This is a genomic window from Agrobacterium sp. SORGH_AS_0440, assembly GCF_031453135.1.
GTDB lineage: Bacteria > Pseudomonadota > Alphaproteobacteria > Rhizobiales > Rhizobiaceae > Agrobacterium > Agrobacterium pusense.
On sequence record NZ_JAVIYR010000001.1, the window covers coordinates 1,600,462 to 1,620,627 of the forward strand.

12 protein-coding genes and 1 pseudogene are annotated in these 20,166 nt (G+C 59.9%); 9 read left to right on the plus strand and 4 right to left on the minus strand.

Annotated features, from left to right (window positions below; genetic code table 11):
• Positions 1–333: 333 nt before the first annotated feature.
• From bcsN to QE453_RS07345, 5 genes are all read left to right on the plus strand, one after another.
• Positions 334–1,323, plus strand: coding sequence for a cellulose biosynthesis protein BcsN (bcsN, locus tag QE453_RS07325; RefSeq protein ID WP_309776616.1), 990 nt, complete (start codon positions 334–336; stop codon positions 1,321–1,323).
• A gap of 67 nt (positions 1,324–1,390) precedes the next feature.
• The gene (bcsA, locus tag QE453_RS07330; RefSeq protein ID WP_309776617.1) at positions 1,391–3,580 is read left to right on the plus strand and encodes a UDP-forming cellulose synthase catalytic subunit; all 2,190 of its coding nucleotides are present in this window, start codon (positions 1,391–1,393) and stop codon (positions 3,578–3,580) included.
• Positions 3,577–6,066, plus strand: coding sequence for a cellulose biosynthesis cyclic di-GMP-binding regulatory protein BcsB (locus tag QE453_RS07335; protein ID WP_309776618.1), 2,490 nt, complete (start codon positions 3,577–3,579; stop codon positions 6,064–6,066). The genes bcsA and QE453_RS07335 overlap by 4 nt, the downstream gene beginning before the upstream one ends.
• Positions 6,063–7,118 carry a glycosyl hydrolase family 8 gene (locus QE453_RS07340; protein WP_064263058.1) on the plus strand — a complete coding sequence of 352 codons (1,056 nt, stop codon included), beginning with the start codon at positions 6,063–6,065 and terminating at the stop codon, positions 7,116–7,118. The genes QE453_RS07335 and QE453_RS07340 overlap by 4 nt, the downstream gene beginning before the upstream one ends.
• On the plus strand, positions 7,109–9,436 hold the full coding sequence (locus QE453_RS07345; RefSeq protein ID WP_309776619.1) for a cellulose synthase: 2,328 nt from the start codon (positions 7,109–7,111) through the stop codon (positions 9,434–9,436). The genes QE453_RS07340 and QE453_RS07345 overlap by 10 nt, the downstream gene beginning before the upstream one ends.
• Before the next feature lie 28 nt (positions 9,437–9,464).
• Here QE453_RS07345 and QE453_RS07350 read toward each other — a convergent pair whose 3' ends face one another.
• Both QE453_RS07350 and QE453_RS07355 read right to left on the minus strand, forming a co-directional pair.
• Complete coding sequence (locus QE453_RS07350) at positions 9,465–10,619, minus strand: amidohydrolase (protein ID WP_309776620.1); 1,155 nt, start codon at positions 10,617–10,619, stop codon at positions 9,465–9,467.
• Between the two features lie 57 nt (positions 10,620–10,676).
• Positions 10,677–12,323, minus strand: a complete 1,647-nt coding sequence (locus QE453_RS07355) for a GNAT family N-acetyltransferase (RefSeq protein ID WP_309776621.1) — start codon at positions 12,321–12,323, stop codon at positions 10,677–10,679.
• A gap of 231 nt (positions 12,324–12,554) precedes the next feature.
• Between QE453_RS07355 and QE453_RS07360 the strand changes: the two genes are divergently transcribed.
• Entirely contained in the window at positions 12,555–13,289 is a 735-nt protein-coding gene (locus tag QE453_RS07360) for an SDR family NAD(P)-dependent oxidoreductase (protein ID WP_004438662.1), read from the plus strand.
• Positions 13,290–13,325: 36 nt separating this feature from the next.
• Positions 13,326–14,678, plus strand: coding sequence for an aspartate aminotransferase family protein (locus tag QE453_RS07365; protein ID WP_035208105.1), 1,353 nt, complete (start codon positions 13,326–13,328; stop codon positions 14,676–14,678).
• A gap of 39 nt (positions 14,679–14,717) precedes the next feature.
• Here QE453_RS07365 and QE453_RS07370 read toward each other — a convergent pair whose 3' ends face one another.
• Both QE453_RS07370 and QE453_RS07375 read right to left on the minus strand, forming a co-directional pair.
• Entirely contained in the window at positions 14,718–15,155 is a 438-nt protein-coding gene (locus tag QE453_RS07370) for an EamA family transporter (protein ID WP_309776622.1), read from the minus strand.
• A gap of 183 nt (positions 15,156–15,338) precedes the next feature.
• Positions 15,339–16,685, minus strand: a complete 1,347-nt coding sequence (locus QE453_RS07375; protein ID WP_004438672.1) for a dicarboxylate/amino acid:cation symporter — start codon at positions 16,683–16,685, stop codon at positions 15,339–15,341.
• A gap of 236 nt (positions 16,686–16,921) precedes the next feature.
• On the opposite strand from QE453_RS07375, the pseudogene QE453_RS07380 reads away from it, so the two are divergent.
• Positions 16,922–18,764: pseudogene (locus QE453_RS07380) on the plus strand (ATP-binding protein).
• Between the two features lies 1 nt (position 18,765).
• Complete coding sequence (locus tag QE453_RS07385) at positions 18,766–20,130, plus strand: sigma-54 dependent transcriptional regulator (RefSeq protein ID WP_309776623.1); 1,365 nt, start codon at positions 18,766–18,768, stop codon at positions 20,128–20,130.
• The last annotated feature ends 36 nt before the right edge of the window (positions 20,131–20,166 follow it).

Sequence of the window (20,166 nt, forward strand, 5' to 3'; positions counted from 1 at the left end):
GTAACTCTCTGTTTTTACAGTTGAATAAATTGAGATCAATAAAAATACGTGACTATGGAGGCAAATAGACCATGTGGCATATTGCGCTGCAACCGCAAAAATTATCGATCTGACGCAAAGCCAACCCGCAGCGGCGTGATTGGTTCCACCTTTTTCCCCTCGCCAACGGCAGCGAAAAAGCGATTCGCAGGCCATAAACTATCAGAAATTGCAACGGAAATTTGCGATTGCTTATTCGCAGTCCTCACGTATTTCGTAACAATGGTCTGGTCATTGGTGATTCGGTTTCCTTTTAATCTGGGCGGCGTCGGGGAAAAAAAGGGGCGAAGGGCAGTGAAATTTTCTACCTATACTTCATTGCTGTTTTCCATTGCGGTTCTTTCTGGCTGCAATACTCCCGCGGGCGTTCGGTCGTTCGGCGGGACGCAGCTTCTGTCCCCTTCCGAAGCGCTGATTTTTCCGCCGCCTGGCGGTCCCGAAATCGTTACCGTCGTCAGCCGTACTTATTCCAATGCCGTGGCGCAGCAGGTCATATTGCGTTCCGAGGCCGCTACGCCGGGACAGAATTATCTCAAGGCGGAGTTCTTCGGTCCGCAGCAGGCGGGCGATACAGATCTCGATTCCCTGGCGTTCACCGGTTTCAGGGCTTCCTCCCTCGCACGGGAAATCCGTGCGGAATTTCCCGGTGAAACTATCGCCATGTCGGCAAATTACCTGCAGAACAGTTACGGCGCGTTTTCCTATGCCGCTGGCAAGGGACGTGGTGAGGATACCTGCCTTTATGGTTGGCAGGATATACGTTCCCCCGAAAGCATGCGGCAGGATTTCCGCAATCTGGGGCGCATCAAGGTGCGGCTACGCCTCTGTCAATCCGGCGCAAGCATCGAGCGGCTTCTGGCGGTGATGTATAATTATACCATCACCGGGACTTATGCCTCGCCAAGCTGGAACCCCTATGGCACGCCGCAGGCGGTGGACAAAAATCTCGGCCGTCCCGGCAATCCGGTCTATCCGATAAAGTCGGAAGAGGTGCCGATGCGACCCGGCGCCGAGGTCACCGCCAGCGTGCCGGTCCGGCCGGTTCGTCGTGCGGCGGCCACTGCCCCGGTTCAGCCGGAACAACAGCCGCTGCCGCCCGTTGCAGCAGTTAACATTCCTTCGCCGGTATCGGCGGGTGCGTCGGGTCAGCCTGCGGTGACGGCCCCGCGCACCGCCGGCGGTGGGGCAGTCACAGGCCAACAGCAATCATCGGGCGTACCGCAGGTGTCCATTCCCTCGCCATCGTGCCTTTCCGGTTCGGGGGCGGGCCAGGGATGCAGATGATGGCGGGGACGAGAGCGGAGATGCCGGGCCGAAATTCCGGATGGGGACAAGAACGGAAAGTTTCTGGATGAACAAGGCCATCACAATCATTGTCTGGTTGCTTGTGTCGCTTTGCGTTCTGGCCATCATCACGATGCCGGTCAGCTTGCAGACCCACCTGGTCGCAACAGCAATCTCGCTTATTCTCCTCGCAACGATCAAGGGCTTCAACGGGCAGGGGGTCTGGCGGCTGGTGGCCCTCGGTTTCGGTACGGCCATCGTGCTTCGTTACGTCTACTGGCGCACGACAAGCACGTTGCCGCCCATCAATCAGCTTGAGAACTTCATTCCCGGTTTTCTGCTCTATCTGGCGGAAATGTATAGCGTGGTGATGCTGGCGCTCAGCCTTGTCATCGTGTCCATGCCGCTGCCGTCGCGCAAGACCAGGCCCGGCTCGCCCACATACCGTCCGACAGTGGATGTCTTCGTGCCCAGTTACAACGAGGATGCGGAGCTTCTGGCCAATACGCTGGCGGCGGCCAAAAACATGGATTATCCGGCGGACCGCTTCACGGTCTGGCTGCTGGACGATGGCGGCTCGGTTCAGAAGCGCAATGCCGCCAATATTGTCGAAGCGCAGGCCGCGCAGCGCCGCCATGAAGAGCTCAAGAAGCTCTGCGAAGACCTCGACGTGCGTTATCTGACGCGCGAGCGCAATGTCCACGCCAAGGCCGGAAATCTCAATAACGGCCTTGCCCATTCGACCGGCGAACTCGTCACGGTCTTCGACGCCGACCACGCGCCCGCGCGCGACTTCCTGCTGGAAACCGTTGGTTATTTCGAAGAAGACCCGCGGCTGTTCCTGGTGCAGACGCCGCATTTCTTCGTCAATCCCGATCCGATCGAGCGCAATCTGCGAACCTTCGAGACGATGCCGAGCGAAAATGAGATGTTTTACGGCATCATCCAGCGCGGTCTCGACAAGTGGAACGGCGCCTTCTTCTGCGGTTCCGCCGCCGTACTGCGGCGCGAGGCCCTGCAGGATACCGAAGGTTTCAGCGGTGTCAGCATCACGGAAGATTGTGAAACGGCGCTCGCACTGCATTCCCGCGGCTGGAACAGCATCTATGTGGACAAGCCCCTGATTGCCGGGTTGCAGCCGGCCACTTTCGCAAGCTTCATCGGTCAGCGCAGCCGCTGGGCACAGGGCATGATGCAGATCCTGATTTTCCGTCAGCCCCTGTTCAAGCGTGGCCTCACATTCACACAGCGCCTCTGCTACATGTCCTCGACGCTGTTCTGGCTATTTCCGTTTCCGCGCACGATCTTCCTGTTTGCGCCGCTGTTCTATCTTTTCTTCGACCTGCAGATATTTGTGGCCTCGGGCGGCGAGTTTCTAGCCTATACGGCGGCCTACATGCTCGTGAACCTCATGATGCAGAACTATCTCTACGGCAGTTTCCGCTGGCCGTGGATATCGGAACTCTACGAATATGTGCAGACGGTTCACCTCCTGCCCGCCGTCGTTTCGGTGATCTTCAATCCGGGCAAGCCAACCTTCAAGGTCACGGCGAAGGATGAATCCATCGCTGAGGCGCGACTCTCGGAAATCAGCCGGCCGTTCTTCGTGATTTTCGGATTGCTGGTGGTGGCGATGATCTTTGCCGTCTGGCGTATCTACAGCGAGCCCTACAAGGCGGATGTCACGCTCGTGGTCGGCGGCTGGAACCTGCTGAACCTCATCTTCGCCGGTTGCGCGCTGGGGGTCGTTTCTGAACGCGGCGACAAGTCCGCCTCGCGGCGCATCACCGTGAAGCGGCGCTGCGAGGTCAAGCTTGAGGGCAGCGACACCTGGGTGCCGGCCTCCATCGACAATGTTTCCGTCCACGGTCTGCTCATCAATCTATTCGATAACGCAACCACGGTCCAAAAAGGCGAGACTGCGATCATCAGGGTCAAACCCCACAGCGAGGGCGTGCCGGAAACGATGCCTCTCAATATTGTGCGGACGGTGCGAGGCGAGGGGTTCATTTCGATCGGCTGCACCTTCTCCCCACAGCGGGCCGTCGATCACCGCCTTATCGCCGACCTGATTTTTGCCAATTCCGAGCAATGGAGCGAGTTTCAGCGTGTGCGACGCAGGAACCCCGGCCTCATTCGCGGTACGGCGACCTTCCTGGCAATATCGCTCTTCCAGACGCAGCGTGGTCTCTTTTATCTGGCGCGCGCGCTGCGGCCGGGTTCCAAGGCCGTCAAACCTGCTGGAGCCGTAAAATGACCGGCCGCGGACCTATCAGGCAGTCGCTGACAGTGATGATCTGGGGTGCAGTCGCGACGAGCGCCATTGCGCAGTCATCCCCCTTCGACATGTCCCCGGAAAGGCCGGCCCAGACCGCGCCAAAGCCCGCGGAGCCGCCCGCCATTTCTCCGGTGGAACCGCGTCGTGAGCCGGAGGTCCGGACGCCAGCGCAGCCACCTGTTCCGCCACCCCTCACGGCTCAGCCTGCGCCTTCCCCAGACGTGACGGCCCAACCGCCGCCGGTTCCCCCGGTGACCGTGCCCGCGCGCCGGGAAAGCATCTCACCCGGTTCCATGCGCGCCTCGTCTTCTTCAGCCGATGGCCGCCGCCGCTATATCCTTCCCTATGAAAAGCTCAGCCTTTCGGGGGAAATGGACCGGCGGCAATGGAGTATCTATCTGACGCCAGAGCAGGTGAATGCAGCCGTATCGCTGAATGTCGGTTATCAGAACGCGATCGTTGTTGCCCCGGAAAGCTCGAACTTTCAGGTCAGCGTGAACAATGTCGGGCTTGGTGCAGCGCGTATCGAGGCGCCGGACAGTCAGGGGAATATTTCCCTTAAAATTCCGCCCGGTGTCCTTCAGGTCGGCGCGAATGTCGTGTCGCTCGGGGTGCAGCAGCGCCACAGAACAGATTGCACGATCCAGTCCACTTACGATCTATGGACCGATGTCGATCCGGCAAATACCTTCATAGGCTTTAACGCCGATGTTGCGGGCAGTTTCGCCAACATCGACGACATCCAGGCGACCGGACCCGATGGCAAGGCGACGACGTCGATCGAAATCGTGGCACCGGCGCTCGGCAATCCGGCATTTGCGGATTCTCTCCTGCGTCTTTCGCAGGCGCTGGCGCTCAGAACCCAAATGCCGAACCAGACGGTCCGTTTTGTGACGGCCCCTCCCGTCGAACGGAAAGCGGGAACGCTTTCGGTCCTCGTCGGCACCGCTCGGGAAATCGCCGGCATGGCCGGAACTTTGCCACCTGAAGCATCAGCGGGCGCTTTCGCAGGCTTCGGCAGCTCCATCGCGGGCGGAGCGTCGCCGCTTCTCGTCACTGGTCCGACCCCCCAGGCGGTGCAAGCGGCGATAGAGACGCTGTTTTCCTCGATCTCGCGAACACCGGGCGCTCAGCGAGCCACTTTTTCGACGCGCAGCTGGCACGCACCCGATGTGCCACTGATCATGTCGGACCGTCGGATCGCGCTTTCGGAACTCGGTATCGAAAGCAGCGAGTTCAGCGGCCGGCGTTTCCGCAATGAATTTTACATCGGCATGCCCGCCGATTTTTATGCGTCGGCCTATGGCGAAGCGTCGCTTCTCCTGGATGCAGCCTATTCCTCGCAGGTGTTGCCCGGCAGCCATGTCGACATCTATGTCAATGACCAGATCGCCTCCACCGTGCCTATCTCCAATAATGGCGGGGGTATTTTCAGACATCTGCCGATCAATGTGACAATGCGGCATTTCAAGCCGGGTCCGAACAAGGTGACCATTGAAGCGGTGTTGATGACGGCGCAGGATCAGGCCTGCGCACCGGGTGCGCCAGCGAGCACAACGCCCCGTTTTGCATTGTTCGACACATCGGAAATTCATATTCCGGACTATGCGCAGATTGGTCGCAAACCCGATCTCGCTGCTATGGCTGGCGCCGGGCAACCCTACCGCACTGGGACTACTCCCGTCGCCCTGTCTCTTGATCGTTTTGACACGGACACGATGTCCGCGGCGGCTACGCTCATCAGCCGGCTGGCGAGCGTGGCGGGGCATCCGATCGACATCGAGACCGTCGCGTCGCCACTGGTGATCGGCGACCGGGACGCGTTGTTCGTTGGTACGATCTCACAATTTCCGCAGGCTTTGATCAGCCAGTTCAATCTCGTTCCCTCCAGCCAGATCTCCTGGAAAGTGGGAGCCGGTGTTCAGCAGCCTGCCCAAAACAGTGAAAACCTCTTTAATGACTGGCGTGAACGGGTCGATGGCGGCATCTGGGAAGGACAGGTTTCGTCCTTTGAGGAATGGATGAAGCGCAACTTCGACCTGAGTTCGGATACATTGCGCTTCCTGCCTGCAGCCGAGCAGCCCTATGCGCCGCCTGCCAATGTTTCCTTCATGCTGGCCCAGGGACTGAGCCCCTCAGGTGAAGGGGTTTGGACGCTCGCAACCGCGCCAAGTTCGGGAGAGCTTTTGGGGGGCATGGCGGCGATGACGCGTGAAGACCGGTGGGGTGGCGTCACAGGGCGTGTCGCCGCTTACGACGCGGGTGCTGAAAAAATCGAGACCGTCGAAGTGGAACGGCCATATCTTTATAGCACCCGGCCATTTTCCTTCTCGAACTTCAGGCTGATTGCAGCCAACTGGCTGTCTTCTAACGTTCTCTCCTATTCATTGGCCTTCATTGGGTTCGTGTCGCTCCTCGGTCTTGCGACATTTGCCATGCTGCGCATGATGGGGCGACATCGATGAAGAGCGGAATTTCGAAACTGGCCGGTGTTGTCGTCCTTTCCATCATGACGTTGCTGACAGCCGTTTCAGCGGGCCGCACCGCGTCGATCCCGCCGGAGGCATGGTCGGCCTATAAGAGTGCGTTTCTCGATCCCGGTGGCCGCATTATCGATACGGGCAACGGCAATATCAGCCACAGCGAGGGTCAGGGTTATGGCATGTGGCTTGCCGTGTTGTCCGACAGCCTCGCCGATTTCGAGCTGATCTGGAGTTTCACACGCACCGAACTGCTGGTGCGGGATGACGGACTGTCCGCCTGGAAATGGGATCCGCGCACACGTCCGCATGTGACCGATATCAACAACGCTACGGATGGCGATATCCTGATCGCCTATGCGCTGGCGCTGGCTGCCGGGCAATGGAATCGGCAGGACTACGCCGAGGCATCCACAGCCATGGCATCCGCCATCCTCAAAAAAACCGTGGTTGAGCGCGCAGGGCGTACGTTGCTCCTGCCGGCTGCAACCGGTTTTGGCGAGGGAGACCGGGATGACGGTCCGGTGGTTAATCCGTCGTATCTGATATTCGAGGCCTTCCCGGTTCTCAATCTCGTCGCGCCGTCGCCGCTCTGGAAAGCGGTAGCCGATGACGGGGTGACGCAGATTGGTGCCTTTGCCTTTGGCGAGAGGAAACTACCGGCCGACTGGGTATCGGTGCGGACGCGAGCCCAGCCGGCATCGGGTTTCCCGCCGGAGTTCGGTTACAATGCGGTGCGCATTCCGCTTTATCTCTCTCGGGCGAATATGGGCTCGCCCGAGCTGCTCAACCGGCTGAAGAACGGCATGACGCTGGAAAGCGGTGCGGCCGGCACTTTCGATCTGAAGAGCGGAGCGGTCAAGGATGTGCTGTCGGATCCAGGCTATCGCATCATTCCGGCACTTGCGGCCTGTGTCGCAGGCGGGGCCGCCGTTCCGGAAGAACTGAAGAGCTTTCAGCCAACACTTTATTATCCTTCCACATTGCATCTTCTGGCATTGTCGTTTCTGGCAAGAAATAACGGGGAATGCCGATGAACAAGCCTCTATCGACTTCGGCCCTCATCCTGCTTCTAGTCGCGCTTGCCGCCTTCCACTGGCGTGACAGCATTCTCGGTCGCGTGTCGGACGTCCACACCTCCGCGGTGGGGGACAATCGCGCCGCGCAGCGGATATCTCCTGCGGCAAATCCGGCTCAAATCAACGCTTTCGTCAAGAATCGCGAGATGGCGCAGTTAGCGCAGTCCTCGACCCCGCCGGTAACGGTGCCGGCAACCGAGCCGCGACCGTTGCCACAGACCGGCGCCCAGACAATGCAAACACAGACGGCGCAGGCGCCTGCCGAGCGCGTGGCGGAGGCGGCGTCGGGTGATATGCCGGAAGTCGATCTCAGTGCATTGCGCTATTTCGCCGCGAGAGGCGATACGCAACGCCTTCAGGCCGAAATCGCGCGACTTCGCACGCTTTATCCAAACTGGACGCCACCGGCTGATCCGCTTGCTGTTCCGGAAAATGGCGATGCGAAGCTCGATGCCATGTGGCAGCTTTATACCGACGGCCGTTATGCCGAGGTCAGGAAAGCGATTGCCGACCGCCAGCAGACAGAGCCTGGCTGGCAGCCGCCGGACAACCTGACCGGCATGCTGTCTCTGGCCGAGGCGCGTCAGCGCCTCATCAATGCGTCTGACCTCAAGCAATATGCGACGGTGGTGGATACCGCCGCCAATAATTCCGGTCTGCTGACCTGCAGCGAGGTCGACGTTCTGTGGCGGGTTGCCGATGCCTTTGCCAATACGGACAGGATGGCACGGGCGCTCGACGCCTATCTCTACATTCTCAACAATTGCACTGTCGCAAGTGACAGGCTCGCCACCGTGCAAAAGGCATCCGCGCTGCTGCCGGCGGAAATGATGGGTGAGCTTCTGGCCAAGGAAAAGCCCGGCGCCGATGGACAGCTGGAATTCGAGCCGGTCAAGAACGATCTCGCGCGCCAGTTCGTGGCGAAGGCAGGAGAAAAAGAGGGGATCACCGTCCCTTCTGCCTATCTGATGCGGCTTGAACGGCTTGCCGAAACGGAAAAGCTCCCAAGCGACGCGCTGCTGCTCGGCTGGTATAATATTCGCCAGAAAAATATGGCGGAGGCCGAAAAGTGGTTCCGCAAGGCGCGAGAGGAAGAGGACAGCGCGTCGGCCTCGCAAGGGCTGGCGCTGGCGCTGATCGACCGCAACGAGCCGCGTGAAGCCGAGGACGTCATGTACAAATGGCGCGCGACATCCGACGATGCGCTCGCAACCTATCTTGCCGCAACCGCCAATCTTCTCGCGCTGGAGCCGCCCGTGGTGCTGCCGCCGGATGTACTGCAGCGCATCGCAGCGGAAACCGTTGCGCGCAAGGACGCGGCGACGGCACAACAGTTCGGCTGGTATTCGCTTGCGTTCCGTCAGAGCCAGCTCGCCTTGCAATGGTTCAGCACTGCGCTTGGCTGGAAAGCGGATGATGAGCCGTCTGCCTATGGCGTGGCACTGAGCTATCACGACCTGCGCAACCTCGCTGGCCTGCGGGGCATTCAGCAGCAGTGGGCGGGTCGCTCGCAGCGTATTGGCGATGTGGGTACTGCACGCATGGTGGATCAGTCCGGCCAGCCGGCCGTGGCGGTAACCGCGCCGCCTCTCGCCACAGCCCCGCAGCAGACAGCGCCCGTGCCTCAGACGGCGCAGGGAGGGACGGTGACCTATGTTCAACCCGTCGTCCAGGCGCCTGAACCGTCACGCAAGCAGGCGAGACTGTCTTCGCCAGCGCAGAGAGCAAACAACACGGCTTCGCGTCCACGCTCTTGTGCCGCCTATCCTGATCCGCAGCGATTGCCGCCGCAGCAGGCACTCGATCTCGGCTGGTGCCTGATGGAGACGAATAGACCGGCCGAGGCGCTGAAAGCCTTTGAAGCCGCCATTGCCGGCGGCCAGTCGAGTGTCAAAAGCGATGCGGCCTATGGTCAGAGCCTCGCCTATCTGCGCATGGGGCTGACGGATCATGCTGCGGTCTCGGCGACGAAATCGCGCATGGATCGTCCGCGAGCCACGGAGCTGCAGGTTTCGATCCTTGCCGATCGCGCGGTTTCCGCCTTCCAGTCGAAACGTTATGCCGAAACGCTTCTGCTCCTCGACCAGCGGGCCCGGCTGGCTGACGAGCGTGCTGATCTGATGGTGCTGCGCGGTTACTCCTATCTCGCCATGCGCCGTTATGGGGAAGCCGCCCAGATATTCGAAAGCCTCGCCTCCATCGGTAATCGCGATGGCATCAGGGGGCTCGCGGCAGTGCGCGCCGCCCGGCCGAGCAACGGTCCGCAAGGCGGTTGACAGCGGCCGGCGTGCAGCCGGCCACGGCTTATTTCCCGCCAGTGAGATTACGAATGAGCCGCATGAAGATGCGCGCACCGATACCGATCAGTGCGTCCGGAAAGTCGTAGTCGGGGTTGTGCAGATTGGGATAGTCCCGGCCTGCGCCGAGAAAGAACATCGCCGACGACGAGACGCCACGGAAACGGCCGAAATCCTCGGAAGCGCGCATGGGCAGACCTTCGGAACCGTGGGAGATTTTCTCGTCGTCCAGCGCCTGCCGGATATGATCGACGGCGTCCGGGGCGTTTTCGCAATGCAGGAAAATATCGTCATAGGTGATATCGAGCGCCAGCCTCTCTTCGTCTGCCACCCTTTTTGCGAGCGTCTCCGCGGCGTTGCACAGGTTTTCCATCCGGTCGTCGGTCAGCGTTCTGAGTGTCGCCCAGATTTCCGCGTCAGCCGGGGAAATGCCGAAGGCCGCTTCCCCCATGATCGCGTGGGTGATCGTCACCATCGAAAAATCCGGTGCCGGCGGAAAACCGGAACCGAGATCGCTTAGGGACGGCATCAGCCTGGCAATCGCCCGCATGGGCGAAATGCCGTGTTCCGGTGAGGAGGCATGTGCCGTCTTGCCCGCTAACGTGATTTTGATGCCGCGCGATGCGCAATTGACCGGCCCTTCCACCACGCTGACATGGCCGAAGGGCAGGCCGGGGAGGTTGTGAAGTGAAAATGAATAGTCCGGTTTTATCTCCGCAAAGCGGGGATCGGCAATAACGGCGGCTGCGCCCGCACCGGTTTCTTCCGCCGGCTGAAAGAGAAGAATGACCCGTCCTGTCTCCGGCCGCTGGCGGGCAAGGCCAAGCGCCAGTGCCGTCAGAATGGTGGAGTGGCCGTCGTGACCGCACAGATGGCCTTTTCCATCGACGCTCGAACGATATTCAACTTCACCCTTTTCGTGGATAGGCAGCGCGTCGATTTCCGAGCGGATCAGAACCGAGGGGCCGCTTCTGCCGCTGTCATAGACAGCCGCCACGCCATGGCCGCCGAGGCCGGCAAGAAGCCGGTCAGGTGGTGCCTGCTCAAGAAAGGCATGGACGCGGCGGGCGGTTTCTTTCTCCTCTCCGGAAATTTCCGGATGGCGATGCAAATCGTGGCGAAGCTCGATGAGATCGAGCATGTCCTTGTTTGTCAGAAACATCAAAATTCCCTGCAGGTCGGTCGGCTTTTTGCTGCCGCAACTTACAGATCATTGTCTTCAATGCAAAACCTTTGGCGGGTGCCAGCGCTTGCCCGCCGTTTTCGGTTTGACGGTGAGCGGGATGACATCGGCAGGGAGTGTGATCTTTGTTTTCGTCAGTTCCAGCCGCGCAAGTGCGGCCCGCGCCTTCTCCGCATATTCGAGATGTTGGGCCTCGTCCGAATGATAATGCTGCAATCTTTCAAGGATTTCGGCGCCTTCCATCTTTCGTTCGGCGGCGATGAGAGCAACGGCGCATTTGTAGAGCGCTTCGCGGTGGAACGGCGCGCGATTGGTGACCTGGCGGAAGGCCTCGGATGCCTCGTGATAATGCTGCTGCGCCAGCCGTGCTTCACCGATGCGGAGCCAAAGCAGAACCGGGTCCTGGCCGCTGGCGAGAAGCGCCAGGAAGGCGATTTCCGCCTCCCGGAACTCGCCCCGATCAAGAGACAGGTTGGCCAACCCGAATTGGGCGCCGGAATGACCGGGCGCTGCGGCAAGCACCTGGCTGAAGGCGATGCTTGCGGCAGCCTTCCTGCCCGCCTTGTAAAATTTGAGTCCCTGTTCGTAGACAAATCGGATACTGCGCGGGTGAAGCGTGCCGCCGAGATTATCACCCGAGCGGGTGCGAAACAGCGTACAGCTCAGCTTCTGCTCCTCCGGCCCGAAAAAATATTTATAGGGCTCGTTGCCACGCAGGAAGTCGTAGGTCTTGAAACCCTGCTCGATTGCCCTTCGGATGCAATGCCCGTGCAGCACGAGGCCGGGGGAAGGCGTCTTCCAGTTCTCGTCGCGGCCGGTGATGTAGAACATTACAGATTTTTTCCGGCGATCGATGATGTTGGCGAGTGCGCCAAGCGGCTGGTCGCCGAACCACAGCACAGGTACCTCTAGATCACCGCGAATATAGACATCCATCAGCATCTGGCGGGTCGCGCCGATCAGGAGCTCGGTGCGTTCCTTGCCCTTATGCGGCGCCCAGCGGATACGCCAGAAATCGAAGAGGATGTCCATGTCCCGCTTGATGGTGTCTTTCGTCGCGAAGCTGATGCGATATTCGTCCCCGCCCTCGACCTTTCTCATGAAACGCCTGAGCTTTTGCCGGGTCTGGCTGCTCATGTGGCTTTCAAGATACCCCCCAAACGTGTCCGGCAGGGTCACGACCGGGCAGATGCAATTGTTGATGTTGTAGGGGTTGGTCGGCATATTGTCGCGGAACATGACGAGCGGGCCCTGAAGCGCCCTGATCATGGCATCGCGCCGTTCCGGCGGGCCTGAAAGATAATCGAGTTTCAGCTCGGTCCAGTTCTGTTGTCTTATATAGGCGCAGAAACCGGCGACGGCGTGATCTTCATAGTCCGGCAGGGTGATGAAACCAGTATAATCCGCGGCAGCATTGCCGGCCATGACGATGCTGTCGTGAAAGCGGCCGGTTTTCTTGTCCGGTTCGGTGACGATGCGCAGCGGAAAAAACGCCACATAGGGCGAGCCTTCCGAACGTTCCCTCAGAGCCAGAACGAACCAGCGCCTGCGGCGCGGCATGTAATCGCGCAGCCAGCCCCAGGAGAGAAAATGCCGGGCATGGGGATCGGCCATGAACACCGATTCCCAGTTTTCCCGAACCGCCTCGAAGCCGGCGTCGCTGTCAATGATGTCGATGCGCATGTGTCCCCCTCCCAATACAGATCACACATTCGGGAGGTTTCATTTTATGGGCAAATGATCCGCTTCAAATATTCCGTTCGGGTGAAACCCCCGCATCAAATGGGATTAGCCCGCGAGCGGCCTTGCTTCGCCCACCGCGACAAAAAAGCCCTTGTCACCCGGCCGAAGCGCTCTAACATGCGTGTTGAATGCGAGGCCGGCTCAACGATCCGCATGGCACAGGAGTTCTCTATGGCTGTTCCTTACATGCTTCTGACCGGTGCCAGCCGGGGAATTGGGCATGCCACCGTCAAGCTGTTTCAGGAAAAGGGCTGGAGGATTCTGACCGTTTCGCGGCAGCCCTTTTCCGAGGAATGCCGCTGGCCCTCCGCACGCGAGAGCCATATCCAGGCCGATCTGGAAGACCTGTCGCGCGTAGAAGACCTGGCAGATGAGGTGCGTTCACGCCTGCCGGAAGGAAAGCTTGCGGCGCTTGTCAACAATGCCGGAATTTCGCCGAAGGGCGAAGGCGGAAGCCGCCTTGGTGTAATGGATACGACGGCGGATATCTGGACGCGGGTGCTCAATGTCAATCTCGTCTCGACAGCGCTGCTCGCCCGCGCGCTCCTGCCGGAGCTGGAGGCGGCGAAAGGCTCGATCGTCAATGTCACCTCCATCGTCGGTTCGCGGGTTCACCCCTTCGCCGGTGTTGCTTATGCCACGTCGAAGGCGGCACTCGCCGCACTGACGCGCGAACTGGCGCATGAATTCGGTCCGCGGGGCGTTCGCGCCAACGCGATTGCGCCTGGGGAAATCAATACTGCCATTCTGTCTCCGGGTACGGCCGAGCTGGTGGATGCCCAGGTTCCGCTCGGGCGGCTCGGCACCACGGCGGAGGTGGCGCAGACAATCCTTTTTCTCTGCTCGGAACAGTCCAGCTACATCAACGGCGCGGAAATCCACATCAATGGCGGACAGCACGTCTGACGCCTCAGTCAATCAACCGAAACGGAGCCATTATCGATGACCATCCTGCCGAATTCCGTCGAGGCACGCGATATCGCCTATCAGATGCATCCCAATGTCAATCTGCGCAAATTCGAAAAGACCGGTGGCCTGGTGATTGAAAGCGGCGAGGGCATCTATGTCACCGACAGCAGTGGCAAGCGATATATCGAGGCAATGGCGGGACTGTGGTCGGTGGCGCTCGGTTTTGGTGAACAGCGGCTGGTGGAAGCGGCGACAAAGCAGATGCAGAAGCTGCCCTATTACCACACCTTCTCCTACAAGACGCATAGCCCGTCCGTCGATCTCGCCGAACTGCTGATCGAGCTTTCGCCGGTGCCGATGTCGAAAGTTCATTTCACCTCCTCCGGCTCGGAAGCCAACGATCTGGTCGCCAAGATGGTCTGGTATCGTTCGAATGCGCTGGGCAAGAAGGAAAAGAAAAAGATCATCGGCCGCATCAAGGGTTATCATGGCGTGACCATTGCGTCGGCCTCGATCACCGGCTTGCCGCGCAACCATGAGAGTTTCGATCTGCCGCTGGACCGCATGCTGCATACGGCCTGCCCCTCCTATGTGCATTTCGGGAAGGAGGGCGAAAGTGAGGCGGATTTCACCGCGCGTATCCTCGGGGAGTTGGAGGATCTGATCCTTCGCGAAGGTCCCGAAACCATCGCCGCCTTCTGGGGCGAGCCGGTAATGGGCGCCGGTGGCGTTCTCCTGCCGCCGGAGGGCTATTGGGAAGGCGTACAGGCGATCCTGAAGAAATACGACATCCTGCTTGTGGTGGACGAGGTCATCTGCGGTTTTGGCCGCACGGGCAAGATGTTCGCCTGCGAGACCTACGGTATCAAGCCGGACGTGCTTGTGGTCTCAAAGCAGATTTCGTCGTCCTACATGCCGCTTTCGGCGATCATCATGAATGACAATTTCTACCAGCCTATCGCCGATGAGTCCGACCGTATCGGATCGTTCGGCCATGGCTACACCGCCTCCGGCCACCCGGTCGCAACGGCTGTAGGGCTGGAAAACCTGAAGATCATTCAGGAACGCGATCTGGTCGGCAATGTCGCGCGGCTCGAAGGCCGGTTCCTCGATCATCTGAAGGCACTTGCGGATCACCCGCTCATTCATTCCTCGCGCGGTATCGGCCTCATCGGCGCGCTGGAGGTGAAGCCATGGGAAGGCATGAAGCCGGGCGATACGACGTTTGCCCTTGCCGCCGCGATTGAGGAGGAGGGTGTCATAACCCGGCCAATCGGTGAATCCATCTGTTTCTGCCCGCCGCTGATTATTACCGCGGAGCAACTGGATGAGCTGTTTGCTGGCGTGAGGCGCGGTCTCGACAAGGTCGCGGCCGCCCGAGGCTGAAAATTTTGGCAATTGTGCCGGCCGGTTGATCCGGCCGACCTATCCCCGGTAGGCCACAAGTACGGCACCGCAGGCGATCAGCACGACGCCGAGCCAGTTAGGCAGCGAAAGCCTTTCGCCCAAAAACAGCACTGCAAAGACGGCGACAAAGACGACACTGAGCTTGTCGATGGGTGCGACACGGGCCGCGTCGCCGATTTTCAGCGCCCGGAAATAGCATATCCAGGATGCGCCGGTTGCCAGACCGGAGAGCACGAGGAAGGCCCAGGTTTTCCCCGGGATGGTGGAAGGCTGCTGCCAGTTGCCGGTGATATAAACCATCAGGCCTGCGGCAGCGAGAATAACGATGGTTCGGATGAAAGTGGCGAAATCGGAATTGACGTTTTCGATGCCGATCTTGGCGAAAATGGCAGTCAGAGCCGCGAATGCCGCCGATAACAGGGCCCAGAACTGCCACGCCAGGAAAATGTTTCTCATATGGGCCACTCCATTCATCGCAACGGTTCGTGTTTGATCTGGCCTACAGCATCGCCCGTCCGATAAAAACTGTTTTCCGAGACCTGCTTGAACGACAAAGGCCGACACATCGAGATGACGCGCCGGCCTTCATGCGAGGCCTGTCCGGACGAGGCCGGGCAGGCAGGACCTTGGGAGGTCGTATTACTCTGCCGGCTGCACCGAGGCCGGAAGCTGATCCACATCGGCGATGCCGGTGAATTCTTCCTTGCCGCTGAGCACGCGGGCAAGCTGGTCCTGGTCCAGTTCGCCTTCCCAGCGGGCGACGACGATGGTGGCGACCGCATTGCCGACGAAGTTGGTGAGCGCGCGGCATTCCGACATGAAGCGGTCGATGCCGAGGATCAGCGCCATGCCTGCGACCGGAACCGAAGGCACGACGGAGAGCGTGGCCGCGAGCGTGATGAAGCCTGCACCGGTAATGCCGGCGGCACCCTTGGAGGAGAGCATGGCGACGAGCAGCAGCAGAATCTGTTCGCCGAAGGAGAGGTGAATGCCGGTCGCCTGCGCGATGAAGAGGGCTGCCAGCGTCATGTAGATGTTGGTGCCGTCAAGGTTGAAGGAGTAACCGGTCGGAATGACGAGGCCAACGACGGAGCGCTTGCAGCCGGCCTTTTCCATCTTGCTCATCAGGCCCGGCAGGGCAGCCTCGGAAGACGAGGTACCGAGAACCAGCAGCAGTTCTTCCTTGATGTAGCGGATCAGCGCGACGATGGAGAAGCCGTTATAGCGGCAGACGGCGCCGAGGACCACGAACACGAACAGGAAGGACGTGACGTAGAAAGTGCCGATCAGCATCGCAAGATTGGTGACGGACGAGATGCCGTATTTGCCGATGGTGAAGGCCATGGCGCCGAAAGCACCAATCGGGGCGGCCTTCATCAGAATCGCGACCAGCTTGAAAATCGGATACATCAGGGCGTGCATGAAATCGGTGACCGGCTTGCCCTTTTCGCCGACGACGCCGAGTGCGATACCGAAGAGCACCGAGAAGAACAGCACCTGCAGGATATCGCCGCTGGCGAATGCGCCGACGATGGTCGTCGGGATGATGTTCATCAGGAAGCCGGTGATGGTCTGCTCATGGGCTTTGTCGGCGTAGGTCGCGACGGCCTTGGCATCCAGCGTTGCCGGATCGATGTTCATGCCCGCGCCGGGCTGTACGGTGTTGGCGACGATGAGGCCGACGATAAGCGCAAGTGTGGAGAATACGAGGAAGTAGATCATGGCCTTGCCAGCCACGCGGCCAACCTTCTTCATGTCGTTCATGCCGGCAATGCCGGTTGCGACAGTGAGGAAGATGACGGGCGCGATGATCATCTTGACGAGGCGGATGAAGCCGTCGCCGAGCGGCTTCAGTTCTTCACCGAAGGCCGGATAGAAATGGCCGAGTGCGATACCGGCTATGATGGCCACCAGAACCTGAAAATACAGATGCTTGTAGAATGGCAATTTGGCGTGGCCCGCGGCCACGGCTGTCGTATCGATCATATTTTTTCCTCCTCGGCCTCACCCTGCCTTGATTGGCCTCCCGGGATCGCCGTGTCGTTGACGGCTTCGCGCCGATTGCGGAGTCATGTGCAATACGCATGCCAGACTTGATTATTTGCCGTAACTGACTGATTCAAAAAGTTCTTTTTTGGAGGGATAGAAGTCGCGGCAGCTGACTGTGCGGAATTCCGGACAAAAACTCTTGCGGTCTGTGTGTAAATCCGCACAATTGGCCCATGAACCGGATAGAGAATTCACTCCATTCCCAGGCGAAGCGACGGGCGCAGTGGCTGGCGCTCGCGGGGCTTTGGCTGCTTATCGGTTTTGGCATGCTGCTTGTCGCCGATGAATTTGCCCGCCATCAGGCCCTGCGTGCGGCGGGTTCCGAGGCCTCCACCGATGCGGAACTGAAGATCGCCCTTTTGAATGTTGCACTGGAGCGGCCGCGGGCCATTCCGCTGGTTCTTTCCGGCGATCCCGATCTTGCCGTCGCTCTCGATGGCGGCGGCTCTTCGGCTCTTGATCGGCTCAATCGAAAGCTTGAAGGGCTTATCGAAGGAACCCAGTCCTCTGTTATTTACGTGACCGGGCCGACCGGCCTGACCATCGCGTCGAGCAACTGGCGGCAGGCGGACAGCTTTGTGGGTTCCAACTATGCCTTCCGCGAGTATTTTCAGGCGGCGATGAAGACTGGCATGTCCGAACATTATGCGCTCGGCAATGTCAGTCGCCGGCCAGGTCTCTATATCTCCCGCCGAATCGATGCGGCTGATGGCCGGCCGCTTGGCGTCGTGATTGCCAAGGTCGAGTTCAACCGGCTGGAAGCGGACTGGAATATCGGAGGCAAGCCGGTCTATGTCGTCGACAGAAACGGTGTCGTGCTGATGACGAGCGTGCCGGAGTGGCGCTTCAAGACAGTCGCGGCCATCGACGAGGCGCAACGAAACACCATTTCCGAAAGCCTGCAATTCGGCAATGAGGCGCTGGCGACGCTGCCTTTCCGAACGGCTCGATCACTGGGCGACGGTGTTCCGCTCATCCACGTCGACGAGCCGGGGCGCGAACGCGGCGATTATCTTCGCCTGGAAATGCCGGTGCCGACGACATCCTGGACCCTGCATTATCTTCAGCCCGTCGCACCCGCTCTGAATGCCGCCATCCGCGAGGGCAGGGCGGTGGCGCTGGCGACGCTCATGCCGCTGATTGCGCTTTCAGCGCTGTGGCTGTGGCGCAGGCACAAGGCTCTGACGGAAAAGGAAGAAGAACAAAGGGCCCGCGCCGAGCTTGAACTGAAGGTACAGGAGAGAACCCGCGATCTGACGAAGACGCGCGATCATCTTCAGGCGGAAATCGCCCTGCACGAAAAGACCCACCGGGGAGTTGCGCAATGTCCAGCATGAGCTGGTGCAGGCCAACCGCCTTTCCATTCTTGGGCAGGTGGCGGCTGGCGTGGCCCATGAGATAAACCAGCCTGTGGCGACAATCCGCGCCTTTGCCGATAATGCGCGCACTCTGCTGAAGCGTGAACGTCTGGCTGAAGCCAGTGATAATCTTGAGGACATTGCCGCCCTTACCGAGCGTATCGGCACGATTACCAGCGATCTGAAGATACTCGCGCGCAAGGGCCGAACCGGCGCTGAACCTGTCAGTGTTCGAACCGTCATCGAAGGCGCGGTGATGCTGCTGCGCAGCCGTTTTTCCGGTCAGATGGACGCGCTCGATATTGTCTTGCCCGATCAGGATATGAAAGTGCTCGGCAGCCGCATCCGGCTGGAGCAAATCCTCATCAATCTTCTGCAAAATGCGCTGGAAGCGACTGAAGCGATTGATACGGCCCGGGTGGAGGTGCGTGTTCGCGAAGAAGGCGACGCGGTTGTAATCTCGGTTGGCGACAATGGCGGGGGCATTCCGGAAGCCATCCGTGCCCAGCTTTTTTCACCCTTCAATACCTCCAAGGAGGGCGGTCTCGGCCTTGGCCTTGTCATCTCAAACGATATTGCTTCGGACTATGGCGGGCGCATTGAGGTGAAGAGTGGCGAGGCAGGCACGTGTTTTTCCGTATATCTGAAGCGAGCATGACATGACGGCGGATGGTACTATATTTCTGGTCGATGACGACTCGCAGCTGCGCAAGGCGATGGTGCAGACGCTGGAGCTAGACGGGCTGCCGGTCACTTCCTTTTCCCGAGCCGAGCAGGCGCTTGCAGCTTTGAGTGAAGATTTCGACGGCGTCGTTATCACTGATGTGCGCATGCCCGGCATGACCGGGCTGGAATTTTTCGACCATGTCCGCAAGATCGATGCGGATCTGCCTGTCATCCTCATTACCGGCCATGGCGATGTACCCATGGCCGTCGATGCGCTCCACAACGGCGCCTATGACTTCATAGCCAAGCCGTTTCCCGCCGAACGGATGGTGGAAAGCGCCCGCAGAGCCCTCGAAAAGCGCCGCCTCGTGCTGGAAAATCGCGCACTTCGCCGGGCAGCCGGGCAGGCGGAGGACGACCTGCCGCTGATCGGGCAGACACCCGCCATGGAGCGCTTGCGCATGACGCTCAGGCATATTGCCGATACGGATGTCGATGTGCTGGTGGCTGGCGAAACGGGCAGCGGCAAGGAAGTGGTGGCAACGGCCCTTCATCGCTGGAGCAAGAAGCGCGCTAAGGGCAATTTCGTCGCGCTGAATTGTGGTGCGCTACCGGAAACGGTGATCGAGAGCGAGCTTTTCGGCCATGAGCCGGGGGCATTTACCGGGGCACAGAAAAAACGTGTCGGCCGCATCGAACATTCAAGTGGTGGCACATTGTTCCTGGACGAGATCGAAAGCATGCCGCTTGCCGTGCAGGTGAAAATGCTGCGTGTGCTGGAAATGCGCGAGGTTTCGCCGCTTGGTTCAAACGAGGAGCGACCTGTCGATATCCGCGTGGTTGCGGCGGCCAAGGTCGACCTTGGCGATCCGGCCGAACGCGGCGTGTTTCGTGAGGACCTTTATTACCGGCTGAATGTCGTCACATTGTCGATACCGCCGCTTCGTGAACGCCGGGCGGATATTCCACTCCTGTTTTCCCACTTCGTCACCAAGGCAGCCAACCGCTTCAACATGCCGGTGCCGCAGATCGGCGCCGGGGTTTCCCGTCGTCTCAACGATCATGATTGGCCTGGCAATGTCCGGGAACTCGGGCATTTTGCCGAAAGGGTAGTTCTGGGGCTTGAGACGGAATTGGCGGCCACATCTGTTCTGCAGTCGGAAATCCCGGCTTCCGGCACCTTGCCGGAGCGTATGGACGAGATCGAGGCGCGCATCATCCGCGAGACACTGGAGCAATCCAATGGCGACGTTACGGAAACCATCGCCACGCTCGGTATCGCCCGCAAGACCTTTTACGACAAGCTGCAACGCCATGGTATCAACCGGGCGGACTATGTGAAGAACGGCGCGGCCTGAAACTGCGCAGAGGACGACTTATGGCGACAGCGTGAA

What these genes read in the sequence shown, in the direction of transcription:
- bcsA (WP_309776617.1), top strand. Translation starts at nt 1,391, where the DNA reads ATGAACAAGGCCATCACAATCATTGTCTGGTTGCTTGTGTCGCTTTGC.
- QE453_RS07335 (WP_309776618.1), top strand. Translation starts at nt 3,577, where the DNA reads ATGACCGGCCGCGGACCTATCAGGCAGTCGCTGACAGTGATGATCTGG.
- QE453_RS07340 (WP_064263058.1), top strand. Translation starts at nt 6,063, where the DNA reads ATGAAGAGCGGAATTTCGAAACTGGCCGGTGTTGTCGTCCTTTCCATC.
- QE453_RS07345 (WP_309776619.1), top strand. Translation starts at nt 7,109, where the DNA reads ATGCCGATGAACAAGCCTCTATCGACTTCGGCCCTCATCCTGCTTCTA.
- QE453_RS07350 (WP_309776620.1), bottom strand. Translation starts at nt 10,619, where the DNA reads ATGTTTCTGACAAACAAGGACATGCTCGATCTCATCGAGCTTCGCCAC.
- QE453_RS07355 (WP_309776621.1), bottom strand. Translation starts at nt 12,323, where the DNA reads ATGCGCATCGACATCATTGACAGCGACGCCGGCTTCGAGGCGGTTCGG.
- QE453_RS07360 (WP_004438662.1), top strand. Translation starts at nt 12,555, where the DNA reads ATGGCTGTTCCTTACATGCTTCTGACCGGTGCCAGCCGGGGAATTGGG.
- QE453_RS07365 (WP_035208105.1), top strand. Translation starts at nt 13,326, where the DNA reads ATGACCATCCTGCCGAATTCCGTCGAGGCACGCGATATCGCCTATCAG.
- QE453_RS07370 (WP_309776622.1), bottom strand. Translation starts at nt 15,155, where the DNA reads ATGAGAAACATTTTCCTGGCGTGGCAGTTCTGGGCCCTGTTATCGGCG.
- QE453_RS07375 (WP_004438672.1), bottom strand. Translation starts at nt 16,685, where the DNA reads ATGATCGATACGACAGCCGTGGCCGCGGGCCACGCCAAATTGCCATTC.
- QE453_RS07385 (WP_309776623.1), top strand. Translation starts at nt 18,766, where the DNA reads ATGACGGCGGATGGTACTATATTTCTGGTCGATGACGACTCGCAGCTG.